The organism is Bradyrhizobium barranii subsp. barranii (assembly GCF_017565645.3).
GTDB lineage: Bacteria > Pseudomonadota > Alphaproteobacteria > Rhizobiales > Xanthobacteraceae > Bradyrhizobium > Bradyrhizobium barranii.
On sequence record NZ_CP086136.1, the window covers coordinates 686445 to 704328 of the forward strand.

The following is a 17884-nucleotide window of genomic DNA, read 5'->3' on the forward strand; positions in this document are numbered from 1 at the left end:
TGCGCCAAGGACTGCGCCAAGTCGCCGGGTTGTTGATCGCCCCCTTGTATCCTTTAGGGGCGATATTCCCGCCTCCGGTCCAGCCTGATGCTGTTCAATTCCTACCCGTTCATCCTGCTGTTCCTGCCGGCCGTGCTGGCCGGCTATTTTTGGCTCGGGCGGCGCAGCAATCTGGCGCCGGTGATCTGGCTGGCGCTGGCCTCGCTCGCCTTCTACGCCATCGGCAGCTGGCAGTTCGTGGGCCTGCTGCTGATCTCGATCGCCTTCAACTACGGCGTCGGCTATCTCCTGATCGCGGCGAAGCTCGCCCCAATGCAACGAAAGGCGGCGCTCGCGCTCGGCGTCGTCGGCGACCTCCTGGTGCTCGGCATCTTCAAATATGCCGGCTTCGTCGCCGAGAACATCAATGCGCTGGCCGGTACGCATGTTGCGGTCCACATCCTGCTGCCGGTCGGCATCTCCTTCTACACCTTCACCCAGATCGCGTTCCTGGTGGATGCGTATCGTGGCCAGGTCGCGCGTTACGCCTTGCCGCACTACGCGCTGTTCGTGACCTACTTTCCGCACCTGATCGCGGGGCCGATCCTCCACCACAAGGACATGATCCCGCAATTCGAGCGGAAGGAGACCAAGTATCCGGACGCGCACCTGATCCTGTGCGGAATCGTCATCTTCGCGATCGGCCTGTTCAAGAAGACCTGCCTTGCCGACGGCATCCAGCCCCTGGTGGCGCTCGCCTTCGAGGCGCGCTCGCCGAGCTTTGATCAGGCCTGGTGTGGTGCGCTCGCCTACACGTTCCAGCTCTATTTCGACTTCTCCGGCTATTCCGACATGGCGATCGGGTTATCGCTGATGTTCGGCATCTTCCTGCCCGTGAATTTCAACTCACCCTACAAGGCCACCAGCATCGTCGAGTTCTGGCGCGGCTGGCACATGACGTTGTCGCAGTTCCTGCGCGACTATCTCTACATCTCGCTCGGCGGCAACCGCCGCGGCCGTGTGCTGCGCTATGTCAATCTGATGATCACGATGCTGCTCGGTGGACTCTGGCACGGCGCGGCCTGGACTTTTGTCGCCTGGGGCGCGCTGCATGGCGCTTATCTCTGCGTCAATCATGCCTTCAACGCGCTGGTGCCCAACGTCCCGGCGTTGCTCGTGCGCCCGGCCCGCATTGTCGGAGCCATCCTGACGTTCCTCGCCGTCGTCGTGGCCTGGGTTTTCTTCCGCGCCGAGAGCGTTACTTGGGCGCTGCGCGTCCTCCACGCGATGGCCGATCCGTCGAATATCGTCCTCGGCCGCGAGGAGATCGCCGCATTGGTTCTGGTGTCGATCTACGCCGCGCTGGTGTGGCTGGCGCCGAACACGCAAGCGATCATGGGATACGATCACGACAATCGCAGGGTCGGCGAGGCCCTGCCGGCAGGGCGGATGCGGCCGCTGTTTCTCTACGGCGCGTCGCTGGTGCTCGCTCTCGGGATTCTCGGCATCCAGAGCCATAGCGAATTCATCTATTTCCGGTTCTGATGCGAGGCAATTTCACACATCTGAGACGTCTTCTGCTCGCCAGCATCGCCTGCGTGCTGGGCGCGGCGGTGCTCACCTATCTCGTCGATCCCCTGCAACTGTTCCGCCCGTCGCGACTGGCCTTCTATTCCGACGACACGCGCGTGCAGAATGCCGGCTTGATCCGCAGCCAGTCGTTCGACACCGCCTTCATGGGCACCTCGCTCGCGATCCGTTTCCGCCAGAGCGACATCGATCGCGCGCTCGGCGTCCACTCGCTCAAGCTGGCGATGACCGGGTCCAATTCGCGCCAGCAGGGCTTTGTGCTGGAGCGGGCGATCGAGCGTGGTGCCCGGCGCGTGATCTGGGCAATGGACGATTTCATCTTCGTCGATGCGGCCGATATCGAGGCCGATCCCTTTCTGTCCGTCGATCTCTATCGCCAGACAACGAAGGGCATCGCGTCCTATCTGTTCAGCGCCGCGATGGCAAAGGAATCCCTGTTCGCGCTGCTGCGGTCGATCCCGCCGCTGCAGCAGAAGCTGACCCAGGCGGCGCCGTTTCTCCCCGTCAAGTTCGCGCTGTCCGACGTCGACGACATCTACGCGCTGTCGCGCGATTTCGACATTGCGCGTGACTACAATGCGAAGAAGACGCTTGCCTCGTTCGCCTACATCACGAGCCCCGTGCGCAGCCGCTTCCTCGGCGAAGGCTGTGGCTACGACGCCATGCTCCGGCATTTCGAACGCGACGCCGTCGGCTTGATCACGCGTCATCCGGGCGTGACCTTCGACATCTACCTCCCGCCCTATTCGATCTTGCAGTTCGTCGCGATGCGCGATGCCTCGCCTGCGACGCTGAAGATCGTCACCGACCTCACCGCGCGCATCGCCGAGCGGCTGACGCAGCTTCCGAATGTGCGTCTGTACGATTTCCGCGCGATCAGGGCGGTGACGCACGATCTCAATAACTACAGCGACGTCATCCACCATTCGCCGGTGGTGGACGCGATGGTGCTGAATTGGCTGATGCGTGGAGAGTATCGCGTCGATCCTGAGGCGCCGCTCGCGTCGCTGGATGCGCTGAAGGCGCAGATCGAGGCGTATCGCGTGGAGCGCTGATCTTCCCCTCTCCCCCTGTGGGAGAGGGTGGCTCGCCGCGTAGCGGCGAGACGGGTGAGGGGTATCTATCCGCGAGTCCATCTCGCAATTGAGTTCGCTGAGACAACCCCCATCCGGCGCTATAGCCGAAGCTTCGCTTCGGCGTTCCTAAGAACGGCGGCCGAAGGCCGCCTACGCCACCTTCTCCCACAAGGGGAGAAGGAAGAAAGAAGCCGTGCGTTCGCAGGAACGACGGAGGTGCTTGTGGCTTACCGCTACACCGCCACCTGCTCGCCGAGATACGCGACCGCGGCTTCCAGCCCGCCCTTGCCGTGCGGGATCTTCAGCGCATTCAGCCCGATCTCGACCACCCCCAACGTGCCGAGCAGCATCGGCGCATTGACGTGGCCCATATGGGCGATGCGGAAGGCTTGTCCGGAGAGATCGCCGATGCCGGTGCCCAGCACGACGCCGCACTTGTCCTTGCAATAGCGCTGCAGCAGCGCCGGATCGTGGCCATTGCTCATGGTCACCGTGGTCACGGTGTTGGAGCGCTCGCTCGCCTCCGCGACGTTGAAGCCGAGCACCTGGCCTTCCGACCAGGCGGAGACGGCGCGGCGCGCGGCTTCGCCGAGCAGGCTGTGGCGGCGGAACGCGTTCTCCAGCCCTTCCTCGTGCAGCAGGTCGATCGCCTTGCGCAGCGCGAACAACAGATGCACCGGCGCGGTGCCGGCATATTTGCGATAATTCTCGCTGCCCTCGCGCTCGCTCCAGCTCCAATAGGGCGTCGACATGTTGGCCTTCTTCTGCACCTCGAGTGCGCGCGCGTTCGCCGCGACGAAGCCGAGGCCGGGCGGCGTCATCAGGCCCTTCTGCGAGCCGGACATCGCGACGTCGATGCCCCATTTGTCCATCTCGAACGGCATGCAGCCGAGCGAGGCGACAGTGTCCACCATATACAGCGCGGGATGGCCGCTCGCCTTGATCGCCTTGCCGATCGCCTCGATGTCGTTCTGCACGCCCGAGGCCGTATCGACCTGGACGACGACGACGGCCTTGATGGTGTGCTCCTTGTCGCGGCGCAGGCGCTCCTCGACCTCGTGCGGCCGCACCGCACGGCGCCAGTCGCCCTTGAGCACCTCGACCTCGGCGCCCATCAGGGCTGCCGCGTTGCCCCAGCCGATCGCGAAGCGCCCACTCTCCAGCACCAGCACCTTGTCGCCGCGCGACAGCACGTTGCTCAGCGCGGCTTCCCAGGCGCCATGGCCGTTGGCGATGTAGATGTAGGACTTGCCCTTGGTCGCGAACAGCTTCGAGATGTCTGCGAGAAGTGTATCGGTCAGCTCGTGCATCTCTTTGGAGTAGATGTCGATCGCCGGACGATGCATCGCCTGCAGCACCTCGTCGGGCACCGTGGTGGGCCCGGGGATGGCCAGAAATTCCCGGCCCGCGCGAACGGTCATTGCTGTTGGTCCTTGTTGCTTGAGAACAGGCTGGTGGGTCGCTGACTCACGTTCTACGCGCCGTGGAAGCCCAAGAAAAGCACGCAAAACGCAGGTCTGGGGCTCATCTCTTGGTCTCGCGGCAGCCGGCGGCTTCGGCCTCTTCCACCGAGCAGAACCAGCGGGTGCCCTTGCTGATCTTCATCTTGATCTGGGTGTACCAGCGGCTGGTCGGCTGGTGATAGATGCACTCGCCGGCGGTGTTGACGTTGCCCTTGATAGTGCAGTCCGGCGAGGGCGCGACCGGCCCGGAGGCCGAGGCGAGCAGCACCGCATGCGCGCCCTCGGGCGGCTTGGTCGCGCCCAGGATGGTGGTCTTCTTGTTGCGGACGCGCCAGTCCCATGGCGCGATGAAGGCGCCTTGCCACATGCCGGCCTTGGCCTCGCGCGCGGCCGCCTCGTCGGGTTCGTAGTCGTGAGAGACGCGGGTGTAGGCGAGTGCCCAGCCGCTGCGCACCAGCCATTTCTGGATGTCCTCGCCGCCGACCTCACAGCGCGCCACGGTGCGGCCGCGCCGGTCGATCGCGCGGGCGTGGCAGACCCAGTTCTTGCCCTCGGTGTATTTGGCGAGCTCGTCGCGCGCCGCGATGCCGCAGGTCCAGCGCTCGGTTTTTGTGTTGAGGCAGAGCTGGTCGACCGCGGGCGCGTCGATGCCGCCGAGCCGGACCCGCGTGTTCCCGATCAGGACGGAATCGCCGGAGCGGACCTTTGCGGTGCCGGTGATGTCGGCGGCCTGGGCCAGCGAGGGGATGGCGAGCAAAGACAGCGCAATCAGGAATTTTCGCAACATGCCGGTCCGCGTGTTCAGGACAATCTCGATAAGCCGCGCAATTGTGGTCGGCTTTTGGCCGCCCGGCCAGCATATGCCTAACGATTGAGCTTTCAACTTCCCGTCATTGTGGCGGGGGCTCTCGTGTCCGGGGCACGAGACCATCGTCACCCCCGCGCCATCGCCCGCTTCGCCACCGCCAGCCCCATCAGCACGAAGGCCGACGTCACCTCAGGACCGCCGACGAGAATCCGCGTCGGCGTCTTCATCTTGTTCCATTCATAGGCGCGGAACGGGCCGCGGCGGCCGCCTTCGCCGAGGCTCGCGACGATCACGTTCAGCGCAGGCGCGAAGGCGCGCGGGTCGGCGCCGAGATGGCCAAGCGCGATCAGCGCCAGCGCCGCGTCGAACACGTTCATCTCCCCGGCCATCAGCTCGCCCTTGACGTAGGAGAGCACGCGATGGCGGATGAAATCGAAATCGCCGTCGGGGTCGATCGCCGCCTGCGCCGCCAGCGGCAGCGCCAGGAAAGCCGCGTAGCAGCGGCCGAAATAGGCGCTGTAGAGCTCGGGCAGATAATAGATGTGCGAGCGCGGATTGGCGAAGGCACCGCTGGCGGCGAGCCGCTTCTGGAAGCCGATGATGCGATGCACCGTCGCCAGCCGCGCCGGCGTCTCCAAAATCTTCCAGCGCGCGAGGTTGCGGAAGCTGACCTCGAGAATGTCGAGATTGAGCGTCGGATCGAGATCGTTGCCGTAGGGCCGCTCGCCTTTGAGGTTATCGATCCAGGTCGCGACGCCGCCCTCGTAGTCGATGTTGTCGTTGAGCGGCACGGTCACGCGCGGTTCGTTGAGGCCGGCGAGCACCTGATAGCCCGAATAGAAGTCAAGCAGCGGCTGGTCGATGATCGGATCGATGCAGCCGGCTTGCGTCGCTGCCGAGATCGAGCACGCCGTGGTGTCGCAATCCGGCACATAGACGCCGAAGCCGAGGTCCTGCTTGATCTGGGCGAAGAAGCGGGAGAAGCGCGGATGCGGCGCCGGCGCGAGCGCGGTGATGACATTGAAGCGCGTGCCGTCGATACCCTCGACCTCTTCGCGGCTTATGTTGACGCAGAAATCGACCATGTCGGCGATCGCACGCTCGGATGCAATCTTGTCGGCCGGCGAGGCGAGCCCGGTCTCGACATAGCTCAGCAGCGCCTCGATGAAGAACGCGTCGTAATAGGCCGAGCGGTGTCGGATCTGCACCGGCTCCCACATCGGCTCGGCAATGCCACTCCAGGGCGGATTGACGACGGCCGCTGCCTGTGAGCGCGCGATGAAGACGCGGGCGAGGTTGAACAGCAGCGAGGAGTTCTTGTAACCGCGCGCGTTCAGCCCCGTCAGCGCCATGGTCAGCTCGCGCCCACGGACATCGGGGTCGCCGATCAGGTTGAAGGCGGCATAGGTCGGCAGGAAGCCGTTCTTGCGGTACGAGCCGAGCAGATGCTGCGCGCAGTCGCGGATCACGCCGTCGATCTGCGCTTGTTGCGGCGCTAGGCCGGTGAATATCGCCGGCGGCGGTTTCGGATGGTCGAGCGCGATGCTGTCGACGAGATCGGCGACGGGCTGGCCGACCGCCGCCCAGTCGGGCTCGGCGTCGTCGCGCGCCCGCACCAGCGCCGTGCGAAGCCGGGTCAGCTTCGCCTCGTCGCGCAACTCGGGCAGCCCGGCGCGGCGGAGCAGGATCCGCAATGCGGGATTGCCGAGCGCGGTCTTGTAGAACTTGGCCAGATGCGGGTCGCCGCTGGCTGGGCCCGACAATACGGGATCGCAGACGTCGTAAAGCGAGGGGCCGTCTTTTCGCGCCGTCAGCGCCCGGCAGGCGGCGCCGGCAAAATAATGAAAGCTCATGAAATACCTGGTCGCGGGGCTTTGGCCGGGGGCCGGCCGGCGCGCTCCCATCTGCGCGCCACCCCCTCCAAGTCTTTGAAAAAGCTACCCGGATTCGCAGGAAATACAAATGTGATGGCGGTCACGGAAAAACCCGGCACGGGAGCTGCATGATTAAGGCCGTTACAAGGGGCTCGCGACGAAAAAACGTGCAAATTCCGCTCGGATGATTAGCCAATATCTTCAGTCACTTAGCTCAAATTTTGGGCGATCTATTGCCGGGGAGGAGATATCCGGTTAAGGTTTTGTTTGGTGCGGCGCCGCAAATTGCGCGCAGTTCGGGGGCACATCCCCGGCCAATCCCTCAAACCTGAAGCCACCATCGCGCTACTCAAACATTGTGCGCGCGCTTGGCTGGTCTTTGGCACAGGAACGAACCGAGATGAATGTAAGGCAGCTCGAGCTTTCCAGACGCACGATCGCGGTGGCCGCAGCCCTCATCGGCACGGTGTCGCTCGTGATCGGCGCCCATGCTGCCCTCAACATGCGCGCGATCGATGCCGCCAAGGCCGTGGCGACCGACGAGGTCACCGGCTCGATCGGCCAGTCGTCCCGCCTCGCCCTCGTCATCGGCAATGGACATTATCCCGACGCCAGCGCGCCGCTGACGCAGTCGATCAACGACGCCCGCGCGCTGTCCTCGTCGCTCCGCAAGAACGGCTTTGACGTCGATATGGTGGAAGACGCGACCAAGGACGACATGGTCCGCGCCGTCAACCGCCTGAAGTCCGGGATCAAGCGCGACACCGTCGTCATGCTGTTCTTCGGCGGCTACGGCGTGCAGGCCGGCCGCGAGAGCTACATGCTGCCGGTCGATGCCGTGATCTGGAAGGAAAGCGACGTCCGCCGCCAGGGCGTGTCCATCGACGGCGTTCTCGACATGATGAAGGAGCAGGGCGCCAAGGCCAAGCTCGTCGTCGTCGATGCCTCCCGCCGTAACCCCTACGAGCGCCGCTTCCGCTCCTACAGCCACGGCCTCGCGCCGATCAGCGCGACGGACAACGCGTTGATCCTTTCCTCGGCTTCGCCCGGCAAGGTCGTCGACGACGGCAAGGGCGAGCACAGCGTGCTGGTCGGCGAGTTCCTCACCAACCTCAATGCGCAGGGCAGCGCCGAAAGCGTCTTCAACAAGACCCGCGTCGCCATCTCCCGCGCCTCCGAAGGTGACCAGGTCCCGACCATCTCCTCCTCGCTGCTCGAGGACGTCCATTTCGGCGAAGCAGCCGGCGGCTAGCCGTAAATTGTAGGGTGGGCAAAGGCGCAAAGCGCCGTGCCCGCCATCTCTCCAAGATTTCGATAGAAAACGTGGGCACGCTTCCGCCTTCGCTCGCCGAGCTATGGCGGACAAGTCGCTTTGCTCACCCTACGGTATGCGTGTGTAACGCACCTCTGCCCCCACATCGTCATTGCGAGCGCAGCGAAGCAATCCAGGGTCTCTCCGCGGAAAGATTCTGGATTGCTTCGCTTCGCTCGCAATGACGGTTGAGGCGAGACTTACTTCGCGGCTTCCGTGGCCATCACCGGGCGCACCGGATCGCCTTCGCGCAGGATCGCGCCGGCGCGGGCGACGACGATATCGCCTTCGTTGAGGCCGTCGCGAACCTCGATATTGCCGCCCGACATCAGCCCGATCTCGACCCGCTTGGTCTCGACGCGGTTGCGGCGGATCACCTGCACCACGGTGCCGGCGGTGGAGTACTGCACCGAGGTCAGGGGCACCGCGACGTTGCAGCTCTGCCCGGTCTTGATCAGCGCGCGCCCGCTCGCGTTCAGCAGCAGCCGCTTCTGCGAGGAGATCCCGATATAGACCATGCCCTGCTGGATGTTCGGCTCGACGGTCGGTCCGATACGGCGGACCTTGCCGTCGAGATCGCCCGCGCCGGCAATGCGCACGGTCGCCTGCTGCCCGACTGCGAGCTTCCGGATATCGGTGGTTGCGACCAGGCCGACGAGATCATATTCGCTGCGCGCCACGATCGTGAACAGCGCCTCGCCCTTGGCCGAGGCGAGGTTGCCGATCTGCGCGGTCGACGTCGCGATCACGCCCGCCACGGGGGCGGTGACCTGAAGCGTGCCGCCCTCGGGCAGCGCCAGCCGCGCCAGCACCTGGCCGGCCGTGGTGGTGTCGCCGGCCTCCGCCAGCACGTCCGTGACCTTCAGGCCGGGACGTTCCGGCCGCACGGAGGTCTCCTCGCGCGCGATGATCGTGCCGGTGGCCTCGACGATGTCGGAGAAGCAGGATTTTGCGACCTTCAGCACCGTGACCGCGGGCCCCTTGGGCGCGTCGTCATCGGCGGCGCGCGCGGGCTGGGCGGACAGCAGAACCAGTCCGGCGAGAGCAACGAGTTTTTTGGGAAAGGAACGCGCAGGCAATGGACGCATCGGTCATTCCGGTTGGGGCCTTGACGGCCTCATCGTTAGCAGAAGCAACCGCGGCGGACCATGGGCCGGCCGGATGAGAATGCCGCAGCGCAGGCGGCGCGATGCCGCTTGGTAGATTAGTCGTGGCGCGAGCCAAGAGGTTCGTTGTCTCTTACCCTCCCCTGGAGGGGGAGGGTCGATCGCGCGCAGCGCGAGCGGGGTGGGGTGATCTCTCCACTCGGGGACTGTCGGACGTGGAGGCACCGTCACCCCACCCCGCTATGCATTTCGCTTCGCTCAATGCCTAGCGACCCACGAGCGAGCTACGCTCGTCTCGGACCCCTCCAGGGGAGGGTAGGAAAGTAGCCTCACGGCAGGCTCAAGAACTCCACCCAGTTCGGCTTCTTGCCGGTGGGATAGGATTTCAGCTTGGCGAGCGCGCCGCTGCTCTGGTCGATCGCATAGACCGTCATGCTGTCGGAGAGCTCGCCGACCGCGGCGAGGTAACGCCCCGATGGATCGATGTGGAAGCCGCGCGGCTGCTTCTCCGTCGGCACGCTGCCGATCGTGGTCAGCTTGCCGCTTGTTGCGTCGACCTTGTAGCCGGCGAGCGTGTTGGTGGTGCGCTCGGAGGCGTAGAGGAAGCGGCCGTCCGGGGTGATGTGGATGTCGGCGGCCCAGGGCTTGCCAGTAAAGCCTTCCGGCAGCGCGGTGGTGCGCTGGATCTCGTCCCATGCGCCGCTCTTGGCCTCATAGCTGAACGCTGCGACGTCGCCGTTCAGTTCATGGACGAGATAGACGAACTTGCCGTTGGGATGAAACACGAAGTGCCGCGGACCCGATTTCTCCGGCACCTTGGTCACCGGCGGATCGCTCGGCGTCAGTGTGCCCGCGACTGCATCGAACGCGAAGGTCAGCACCTGATCCGAACCGAGATTGGTCGCGAACACGAAGCGGTTGTCGGGCGAGGGCAGGAAGGCGTGCGCATTCAGCCCGGTCGGAATCACCTGCTTCGGCTCGCCGGCGACGCCGTTCGGGCTGAGCGGATTCAGCGCGACCTTGTTGCCGCCATAGGAGGCGCTGAACAGGAATTTGCCAGTGCTGTCGACGGCGATGTTCGCCATGCTGTCGGCAAGCGGACCATTGCCGAGAGGGCTGAGCTGGCCCGTCTTGGGATCGATCGCAAAGCTCACCGCGAGGAATGGCTGCGAGCGCACGCCGGCAATCAGCACGCGGTGGTCGGGCGTGATCGCGAGTGGTGTCGAGGAGCCGGGCTTGTCGACGCCGGTGAAGGCGGCGGTCTGCACCGGTGTCATCTCGCCGCTCTCGGCCAGCTTGAACACGCTGATGTCGTTGCTGTCGGCGTTGCCGACATAGGCGAAGGTCTCGGCCATGCCGGGGCGGACTCCAGAAACGAGGGTTAGGAAGGCGAGGGTGGTGGCGATCGCAGCGCGTGGCGCGATGCGGCGTGTCGGTCTCGGCATGGGGCTCCTCCTTACAGCGTTACGGCCTTGTCGTTTTGTCCGGAGGATAGCGGGAGCCGTGCCGCCGTACCAAGTTCCGGTTGAAGATCGATCGATGCCGAAATTGTATCGGTCGCGCGGTGGCTACCGCACTGCGGCCGTCTGGCTGCGGGAGGGCAGATGCGGGCCGGACGCAGTGTTGGGTGCCCCGAGCAGGCCCCACACGGCCACCGCCAGCAGCGCGCAGGTCAAAATGGTCCAGGCGACCAATCGTTTCCGCATCAAGCCAAGTCCATCCGTTGTTTGAAACCCCGGGGCCCGCACATGATCGTGCACTGCAAACGGCGACGATCCTATGAACTCGTTCACAGGCACAACATCGCATCGGCATTGCGAACCAATGCCGCGGGAGTGCATTGACCCATATGCCGCGTGAAAACGACCTCGAAGGCAAGCCCGACATGGGCGGCAAGCATGGCGGCCAGAAAGGCCAGCCCAAGCCGCCGCCGCGCCCGCGCGAGGGTCCGCGCGATGAGGACGTCGTCGCAAAGCGCCACACCGGCCAAACCGATCGCACGCCGCCGCCGACCAAACAGAAATAGCGCTGTATTTCGCGCCGGGAACATCAGCCTCGCCTTGCCGTTATGCTGATCCCGCAAGCGGACGAGGTCGAACCGGAGGCTGGCACGTGTTTTGGATTTATTGGAACACCGCTTGGTCGCTCATCATCAGCGGCATCATGTTCACCACCATCGTCACCCATCCCGACGCCGAGTTCGCCGAGATCCGGGCGGCAAAGCAGGCGAAGTGAGCCCGCGCGCCTGAGGCCCGATCTCCAGGGGGTGACCCGTTCGCGGGCAGCGGTGGCTGGTCCGCCGCGGCGTCGAAGACGGCTATCGCGCCGCTCTGCTCGCGCGCTTCCTGACCGCGGGCGCCGGCAAGGCCGCCTGAAGGGCTGCGTCAGCCGCTTGCTTGGCCTCGCGTGCCTCTCGAAGCCGCGCCATGTTCTTGCGAATCTCGATGGACTGCCTTTCGACGTCTGCCAGTGCAAGCGCTCCTTCTTCGGCGGCGAGGCGCCTGCGATTGGAGCGCGCGATGCTTTCGGGTGACAGCTCGGCGGATTTCCTGGCGCTCATGCTTCACTCCGTTGTGCAACCGGCAAAACCCGCTCGATCCGGGGATCGAACGGGCTGGCGCGCGACAATCGCGCGAACACTTTCAACTCCGTCGATGTCTTTGGAAAAGGTGCCCGCAGGCGCATTCAACAACGCACAGCGGCTGATCGAACGCCCTCGATATATGTTCCGTTCAATTTTCTGCAAGGACGGCAAGGCCGATTTGGCTCAGCCAAGCAGCTCCAGCGCCTCGATCGAGGGGCTTCACGCGATCCGGTCGAGGTGCGGCCAAGGCTTTATCGATTGACAGGGCTGCATGAGAGTGGTCACGTGCCAACGCGAAGTTGCATCGCTGTGACAAGCGCATCGACTTGTCCGAAGCTGGCGACGAATGTCGCAGCGCTATCCTCAAAATTCGCAATGAAGCTCCTGCGCAATTGGCTGCCATGCAGGGCGTGTCGCATTTGCAGCCCCAAGCGAGGAGGAGGATCGATTGCAGGTACTCGTCAGAGACAACAATATCGAGCAGGCACTCCGTGTTCTCAAGAAGAAGATGCAACGCGAGGGCGTCTTCCGGGAAATGAAACAGCGGCGTTCCTACGAAAAGCCCTCGGAGAGAAAGACTCGCGAGAAATCCGAGGCCGTTCGACGCGCCCGCAAGCTCGCGCGGAAGCAGGCGATCCGCGAAGGATTGCTGCCCGCGCCGCCGAAGAAGAAGCCTTTTGAGCGCAAGCCGCCCCTGCCGGATGTCAAGGCTCGGGTCCCTATAGCCTGAAGTCGATGCCTCGCAGCACGATGCCGGGCGGCGTGCCTTCGAACTCCGTCGCGCGATATTTGCTCGCCGCGCGTGCTTCGATGCGATCCCGCAGGCGAGTGAACTGGGCCTCACGTTGCTCGGGCCTGACCTGCGGGCTGGGCTCGAGGTAGTCCATCGCCGAGGTCGAGATTGCGCAAGGAATCTCCCTGGCGCCGTCATGCATCGAGAACCGGACGATCATCCGATCGTATTCGTGGCCGATAAAGCGGCCGCTGGTCAATGTCATGGCTTACTCCGTCACCTGATTGCTTCTTGGCATGATTGTCCCTCAAATCATCGCCGCCGGATTCCCGGCTGGCCGGAGCATGGCGCGCGTCGAGACTGCAGGCGGTCGTCGTTTGCCTCAGTCATCCCCCGACAGCCGGACGAAATCGTCCAGCAGCGCCGCCACCAGCGCGCGGTGGCGTGTGTCCTCGGCGGGCAGGCTCGCAGCATAGAGGTTGAGCAGATGGCGCGCCTTCACCGCCGCCTCCGGCCAGGACGTGGCGGGCACCGTCATCATGCGGTTCTCGAGATCGGCCTCGCGCTCGCGCAGCTCCCTGACATTGGCCTCGACCTCGGCCAGCGCGCGGCGCAGGTCTGTCGCCTTCTGCGCAGCCATGCCGCGGTGCTTGTCGAGATCGACGGTGCGGTCAGTCATTCGCCACGCTCGCGTCTGCGGCCTGCGCGTTCGCAAGATCGACCGAGCCGATCGACAGCATCTCCATGGTTCCGCGGGGACCTTCGGCGGGCACGGTGATCATCGTGGCAACGCGGCGATAGGCCGCGAAGGTCAGGCCCTCGATCGCCTCCTCGTCAGTGACGACCTCATAGGCGCCGGCTGGCAACATGCGCTCGACGCCGCGGATGCGGAACGGATGCCTGAAGGTGACGGTTTCACGCCGCGAGCGGATGGTCATGCACGCCTGCCTTTCGCAAGTGAAGCCCCAACCGGTGCCGGCCGTCACGACCATGCGCGCTCGCCGCGGCAATAGCCAGTACTATCGTCGCCGGGCCGGCAAGCGACGATGTCACAGCAGCCATTGTTTCCGCAGCATTTTAACCCTCGCTATTGGCTCGGTGCGGGCGTAGGGTCGCTGCCATCACCGCACGTCTCAACGGCTTCGACCGGTGACTGAGGGGCACGTGTGCTCCCGCCGAAGGCTTCGCAGGAGCGTTCGATGGCGTGCGTTCGCATCGCGGATCGGATCGTGCCGCCGGTGATGGTTCCGCGGTTTCTTCTGCTTCTCGTCGGCGCGGCCGCCATCTTCAATGGCTAGGGCAACAATTGTGCCGTATCTGGTCAGCGGGACCAACGAATACGGCAGCTCCAATCTCGGTCGCGGCAAGGCGACGTTCGCGCTGCGCCTCGCTCGAAAACTGCTGCGCGAAGGCTACATGGACGTCAGGGTCTGCACCCCTCGTGGACGGCTGCTGCAATCGGATGAGCTCGACGAGCTCGAACCAACGGAGAGCGACATGGCAAAGGGCCAGCAACGCGGTAATCGCGAAACCAAGAAGCCGAAGAAGGAAAAATCCAAGGTGATCGCGGCGGCGCCGAGCCGCAAGGAAGCCGCCTGGCAACCGGATTTCGGACCGGCGAAGAAGAAGTAGCGAGGCGTCGGCGAGGGATGGGGTGACTGGCCGCGCTAAGCCGCCACCGCCTGCGCCGACAACAGTTGCCTCAGCTTCGCCGCCGGCACGGCGGGGCTGAACAGCCAGCCCTGCATCTGGCTGCATCCGAGCTGCCGCAGCACCTCGCGCTGGGCTTCGGTCTCGACGCCTTCGGCCGTCGTCGCCATGTGGCGGGCGGCGGCCATGTGCACCACCGCCTGCACGATCGGAGAGGAATCCTCGGACTGGCCGATGTCGCTGATGAAGCTGCGGTCGATCTTGATCTTGTCGAACGGGAAGCGGTGCAGATAGCTCAGCGACGAATAGCCGGTGCCGAAATCGTCGAGCGCGATGCGTACGCCGAGCTCGCGCAGCTGCTGGAGGATCGTCAGCGCCTCCTCGTCGTCGCGGATGAGCACGGTCTCGGTGACCTCGAGCTCGAGCCGTCCGGGCGCAAGTCCTGACTCCGCGAGCGCGGCTGCAACCTTGAGCGCCAGCGTCCTGGCGCGGAACTGCACCGGCGAGACGTTGACCGCGACGTGGATATCGCCGGGCCAGCTCGCGGCCTCGGTGCAGGCCTGCTTCAGCACCCATTCGCCGATCTCGCCGATCAGTCCGGTCTCTTCCGCGACCGGAATGAAGTCGGCGGGCGAGATCATGCCGCGCTCGGGATGGCGCCAGCGCAGCAGCGCTTCGCAGCCGTTGACCACATCGGCCGCGAGATCGACCAGCGGCTGGTAGTGCACCTCGAACTCGCCGCGGGCGAGGGCCTGGCGCAGGTCGAGCTCGAGCTGGCGGCGCAGCCGCGCCTTGGCGTCGTATTCGGGCACGAAGAGGCGGAAGGTGCGGCGGCCCTCGGACTTCGCTGCATACATCGCGAGATCGGCGCGCTTGAGCAGGTCGTCGAGATTGTCGCCGTGATCCGGCGCGATCGCGATGCCGATGCTGGCATCGGTCGGGATCTCCTGGCCCTTGCAGTCCACAGGCGTACGCAGCGCTTTCAGGATATTTTCAGCCAGCGCCGTCAGCTCGGCCCGGTCGCTGGTGCCGGCCTTGACGATGGCGAATTCGTCGCCGCCGAGCCGCGCAACGAGGTCGTTGCCGCTGACGCAGGCGCGCAGGCGGTTGGCGACCTGGCGGAGCAGCTCGTCGCCGACCTCGTGGCCGAGCGAATCGTTGACGCCCTTGAACTCGTCGACGTCGATGTAGAGGATCGCGAACGGCTGGCCCTGGGCAAGCTCCGCGATGCGGCGCTCCAGATGGCCGCGCATCAGCACGCGGTTGGGCAGGTCGGTCAGCGCGTCGTAATGCGCCATATGCGCGATGCGCTCGTCGGCGCGGATGCGCTCGGTGACGTCGTCGTGGGTCGCGAGCCAGCCGCCGGCGGCACCGGGCTGGTTCTTGATCTCGATCAGGCGGCCGTCCGCGGTCTCGACGACGGCGCTCTGGGTTCGCCCGGTATTGCTCAGAATGTCGTCGCAATAGGACGCGACGTCACCGTGGAACGATCCGGTGTCATAGCGATGCTGGATCACGTCGCGGAAATAGGCGCCGGGCTTCACCACGTCGGCCGACAGTCCGTACATCTCGATGTAGCGCCGGTTGCAGACGATCAGCCGCTCGTCCTGGTCGAACATCAACAGGCCTTGCGTCATGGTGTTCATCGCGGTGTCGAGCTGCTGCTTCTCCGCGGCGAGCCTGCGCGTCATCTGGCGGAAGATCAGGAACAGCGTGAGCACGAGCAGGCCGATCGACAGCACGGCGACGGCGACGAAGAATTTTGTCTGCGTCCGCCAGGTGGCCAGCGTCGCGTCCAGCGATTTGGTCGCGACCACGACCAGCGGCTCGCCGGTCAGGAGGCGCGCGGCGACGATGCGGTCCTTGCCGTCGATCGGGCTGGCGAGCTGCGTCGTGACGAAGGTGCGCTCGAACACCGCCATCTGCTCGCGCGTGCCGTTGCGAAAATTCTGTCCGATCATCGCGTCGACATGCGGAACGCGCGCGAGCAGCTGGCCATTCTGGTGGTGCATCGCGATCGAGGATTCCTCGCCGAGCCCGGCCGAGGCGAAGAAGGATTCGAGCTGCTCCGGCGAAATGGCCCGCGACACCATGCCGAGGAATTCGCCGTGGGGACCGGAGACGCGCCGGGCGAACACGATCGCAGCTCCGTTGCCGAACCGGCCGGGCACGACCTCGATCTCTTCCTGCGAGGCCGGATCGTTCCTGAGGCGATTGAAGTAGCCGCGGTCGGCAACCGAAATATCGGCGACCGGCCAGCGCCGCGACGAGTTGATCAGCACGCCGTTGGAATCGAACACGTTGGCGCCGGCGACGTCGGACCAGCCGCTGGCTTTGGCGCGCAGCACCTCGTGCATGGCCAGCGTGGCCATCTCGCTGCGGAAGAGATCGGCGGATGCGATGCCGTGACTTTCAAGCTCGGCGATGACGCTCTTCTGTAGCACCGCAAAGTCGGCGAATTCGCGGTCGAAATGCCGGGCGAGCATGCGCACGGAGTTTTCCAGGCTGTCGCGGCCGCTCTCGATTGCATTTTGCCGGAAACGATCGACGGTGAGCGCGGTGCCGATGGCCATCGCGACCATCAGCACGAAGCCGCCGGCGATCAGCCACGTCAGCGGCGCGCCCTGCCAACGGCGGAGCAACGCGCGCATGCGCGTGGTCCATCGGATTGATGTGCCCATCCAGCCCTCCCGTGGGATGCAAGATGCAGCAAAACCGACAAGAGCCCGTTACCAGTAAGGGTTAGGAAAACATGAATCGGAACGGAATCAGAGGGTTGGTTTCCCTCGATCGGCGAGAGCTCCGCAGGCCGGGGTTACGGTGACGCGATTCCGGTGGATCACCGGCGGATTTCCCACCTCAAGGCTTCCGCATTCTTCTTGGCGAACGTCTCGGGCACGTCAAACTTTCCGGTCTCGAGATCATAGCGGCAATGCCAGCCGCCCAGTCCCTTCATGGCGACGTTCTTGGGATGATTGTCATATTCGCCCGACAGCGAGATCACGAGGTAGCGGTTGTTGGGCCAGTCCATGCCGAGCGAGCGATAGGCCTCTTCCGTACCCTCCATGAGATTGGCCGAGATGTGGAAGTCGAGCTTGGCGAACCTCTTCGTCTCCGGCCGGCCGTAGAAATAGGCCCAGGCGAGATCGCTGAGCGGCTTCTTGGTCGCGCTCGCGAAGGCGCCCTTCTCTACATGGTAGAGATAGAGGTCCTGCTCGCCCGAGCCGGTCTTCTGCATCCGAACCAGCCATTGCGAGTCGCTGGTGAAGCGGAAGCCGGCCCCGTAGCCCTGCTCGGGCTTCAGCTCCGTCATCTGCTCGCCGCGGCGAGCCCAGACCTGCCATTTAACGTCCCAATCCCCGCCGTCCTTCATGTACTGCTCGATCCTGGTGGCGCCATCGGCGAGGTGAAGGCGAGGCCGGCATTGTTGGTGAGGATGTAGTTCGGCGGCGGGCCGGATGCGGCGAGCGCCGGAGAGGCGGCCAGTGTCAGGACAAGCGCCAGCCATGGTGCGGGACGGCAAAATGCGGTCACGGAAAAAAATCCTCAAGAAATGACCGCGATGCGGCCTCGGTGATTTGACGCCGTCGGTGCCCCGCCGGTTCACGCCGGGCGTGCCGGAACGAAAGGTGCATCATCCCAATGATCGACTTGCTGACGCAGCCAAATCGGCGCAATTTGCCGGCCTCGGTTGATTTGCGACCCAAGG

Annotated in this window: 21 protein-coding genes; 8 read left to right on the plus strand and 13 right to left on the minus strand. The window is 64.8% G+C overall.

All coding sequences use genetic code 11. The features are described 5' to 3' along the window. Positions 1-87: 87 nt before the first annotated feature. Positions 88-1524 carry an MBOAT family O-acyltransferase gene (locus J4G43_RS03375; protein WP_208083994.1) on the plus strand — a complete coding sequence of 479 codons (1437 nt, stop codon included), beginning with the start codon at positions 88-90 and terminating at the stop codon, positions 1522-1524. Beyond that, positions 1524-2624 carry a hypothetical protein gene (locus J4G43_RS03380; RefSeq protein WP_208083995.1) on the plus strand — a complete coding sequence of 367 codons (1101 nt, stop codon included), beginning with the start codon at positions 1524-1526 and terminating at the stop codon, positions 2622-2624. The genes J4G43_RS03375 and J4G43_RS03380 overlap by 1 nt, the downstream gene beginning before the upstream one ends. A gap of 254 nt (positions 2625-2878) precedes the next feature. Here J4G43_RS03380 and J4G43_RS03385 read toward each other — a convergent pair whose 3' ends face one another. The 3 genes from J4G43_RS03385 to J4G43_RS03395 all read right to left on the minus strand — a co-directional run bounded on the left by J4G43_RS03385 (position 2879) and on the right by J4G43_RS03395 (position 6769). After that, the gene (locus J4G43_RS03385; protein WP_208083996.1) at positions 2879-4066 is read right to left on the minus strand and encodes a pyridoxal-phosphate-dependent aminotransferase family protein; all 1188 of its coding nucleotides are present in this window, start codon (positions 4064-4066) and stop codon (positions 2879-2881) included. Between the two features lie 103 nt (positions 4067-4169). Then, positions 4170-4895, minus strand: coding sequence for a thermonuclease family protein (locus J4G43_RS03390; protein WP_071908582.1), 726 nt, complete (start codon positions 4893-4895; stop codon positions 4170-4172). Between the two features lie 146 nt (positions 4896-5041). Then, on the minus strand, positions 5042-6769 hold the full coding sequence (locus J4G43_RS03395; protein ID WP_208083997.1) for a hypothetical protein: 1728 nt from the start codon (positions 6767-6769) through the stop codon (positions 5042-5044). Between the two features lie 421 nt (positions 6770-7190). Between J4G43_RS03395 and J4G43_RS03400 the strand changes: the two genes are divergently transcribed. After that, positions 7191-8042, plus strand: a complete 852-nt coding sequence (locus J4G43_RS03400) for a caspase family protein (RefSeq protein ID WP_208083998.1) — start codon at positions 7191-7193, stop codon at positions 8040-8042. A gap of 260 nt (positions 8043-8302) precedes the next feature. On the opposite strand, the gene J4G43_RS03405 is transcribed toward J4G43_RS03400, so the two are convergent. The 3 genes from J4G43_RS03405 to J4G43_RS03415 all read right to left on the minus strand — a co-directional run bounded on the left by J4G43_RS03405 (position 8303) and on the right by J4G43_RS03415 (position 10914). Next, positions 8303-9190, minus strand: a complete 888-nt coding sequence (locus tag J4G43_RS03405) for an efflux RND transporter periplasmic adaptor subunit (RefSeq protein ID WP_028149312.1) — start codon at positions 9188-9190, stop codon at positions 8303-8305. 347 nt (positions 9191-9537) lie between these two features. Next, positions 9538-10653 carry a lactonase family protein gene (locus J4G43_RS03410; protein ID WP_208083999.1) on the minus strand — a complete coding sequence of 372 codons (1116 nt, stop codon included), beginning with the start codon at positions 10651-10653 and terminating at the stop codon, positions 9538-9540. A gap of 123 nt (positions 10654-10776) precedes the next feature. Beyond that, entirely contained in the window at positions 10777-10914 is a 138-nt protein-coding gene (locus J4G43_RS03415; protein WP_175627410.1) for a hypothetical protein, read from the minus strand. 143 nt (positions 10915-11057) lie between these two features. Between J4G43_RS03415 and J4G43_RS03420 the strand changes: the two genes are divergently transcribed. Next, positions 11058-11234: a hypothetical protein gene (locus J4G43_RS03420; protein ID WP_155794778.1), complete on the plus strand. Its 177-nt coding sequence runs from the start codon at positions 11058-11060 to the stop codon at positions 11232-11234. An 86-nt stretch (positions 11235-11320) separates the two neighbouring features. Beyond that, positions 11321-11443, plus strand: coding sequence for a hypothetical protein (locus J4G43_RS55255; RefSeq protein ID WP_256376446.1), 123 nt, complete (start codon positions 11321-11323; stop codon positions 11441-11443). Positions 11444-11525: 82 nt separating this feature from the next. Here J4G43_RS55255 and J4G43_RS03425 read toward each other — a convergent pair whose 3' ends face one another. Continuing rightward, positions 11526-11768: a hypothetical protein gene (locus tag J4G43_RS03425; protein WP_028149310.1), complete on the minus strand. Its 243-nt coding sequence runs from the start codon at positions 11766-11768 to the stop codon at positions 11526-11528. Here J4G43_RS03425 and J4G43_RS03430 point away from each other — a divergent pair. Then, complete coding sequence (locus J4G43_RS03430; RefSeq protein ID WP_208084000.1) at positions 11728-12054, plus strand: hypothetical protein; 327 nt, start codon at positions 11728-11730, stop codon at positions 12052-12054. The genes J4G43_RS03425 and J4G43_RS03430 overlap by 41 nt on opposite strands. A 186-nt stretch (positions 12055-12240) precedes the next feature. Next, positions 12241-12522: a 30S ribosomal protein S21 gene (gene rpsU / locus J4G43_RS03435; protein ID WP_063980487.1), complete on the plus strand. Its 282-nt coding sequence runs from the start codon at positions 12241-12243 to the stop codon at positions 12520-12522. On the opposite strand, the gene J4G43_RS03440 is transcribed toward rpsU, so the two are convergent. From J4G43_RS03440 to J4G43_RS03450, 3 genes are all read right to left on the minus strand, one after another. After that, positions 12512-12790: a DUF1488 family protein gene (locus J4G43_RS03440; protein ID WP_028149308.1), complete on the minus strand. Its 279-nt coding sequence runs from the start codon at positions 12788-12790 to the stop codon at positions 12512-12514. The two genes, rpsU and J4G43_RS03440, sit on opposite strands and share 11 nt — an antisense overlap. Positions 12791-12907: 117 nt before the next feature. Continuing rightward, entirely contained in the window at positions 12908-13204 is a 297-nt protein-coding gene (locus J4G43_RS03445; protein ID WP_028149307.1) for a hypothetical protein, read from the minus strand. Further along, a complete protein-coding gene (locus J4G43_RS03450; protein ID WP_085403708.1) occupies positions 13197-13463 on the minus strand; it encodes a hypothetical protein in 267 nt (88 codons plus the stop codon). Before J4G43_RS03450 ends, J4G43_RS03445 begins: the two co-directional genes overlap by 8 nt. Before the next feature lie 352 nt (positions 13464-13815). Here J4G43_RS03450 and J4G43_RS03455 point away from each other — a divergent pair, with 352 nt between their 5' ends. Continuing rightward, entirely contained in the window at positions 13816-14157 is a 342-nt protein-coding gene (locus J4G43_RS03455; RefSeq protein WP_208089604.1) for a hypothetical protein, read from the plus strand. A gap of 35 nt (positions 14158-14192) precedes the next feature. Here J4G43_RS03455 and J4G43_RS03460 read toward each other — a convergent pair whose 3' ends face one another. The 3 genes from J4G43_RS03460 to J4G43_RS03470 form a co-directional block, all read right to left on the minus strand. Further along, on the minus strand, positions 14193-16856 hold the full coding sequence (locus J4G43_RS03460) for a bifunctional diguanylate cyclase/phosphodiesterase (protein WP_208084001.1): 2664 nt from the start codon (positions 16854-16856) through the stop codon (positions 14193-14195). Between the two features lie 158 nt (positions 16857-17014). Beyond that, the gene (locus J4G43_RS03465) at positions 17015-17548 is read right to left on the minus strand and encodes a hypothetical protein (protein WP_225004594.1); all 534 of its coding nucleotides are present in this window, start codon (positions 17546-17548) and stop codon (positions 17015-17017) included. After that, positions 17545-17709, minus strand: coding sequence for a hypothetical protein (locus J4G43_RS03470; RefSeq protein ID WP_225004597.1), 165 nt, complete (start codon positions 17707-17709; stop codon positions 17545-17547). Before J4G43_RS03470 ends, J4G43_RS03465 begins: the two co-directional genes overlap by 4 nt. Positions 17710-17884: the final 175 nt, after the last annotated feature.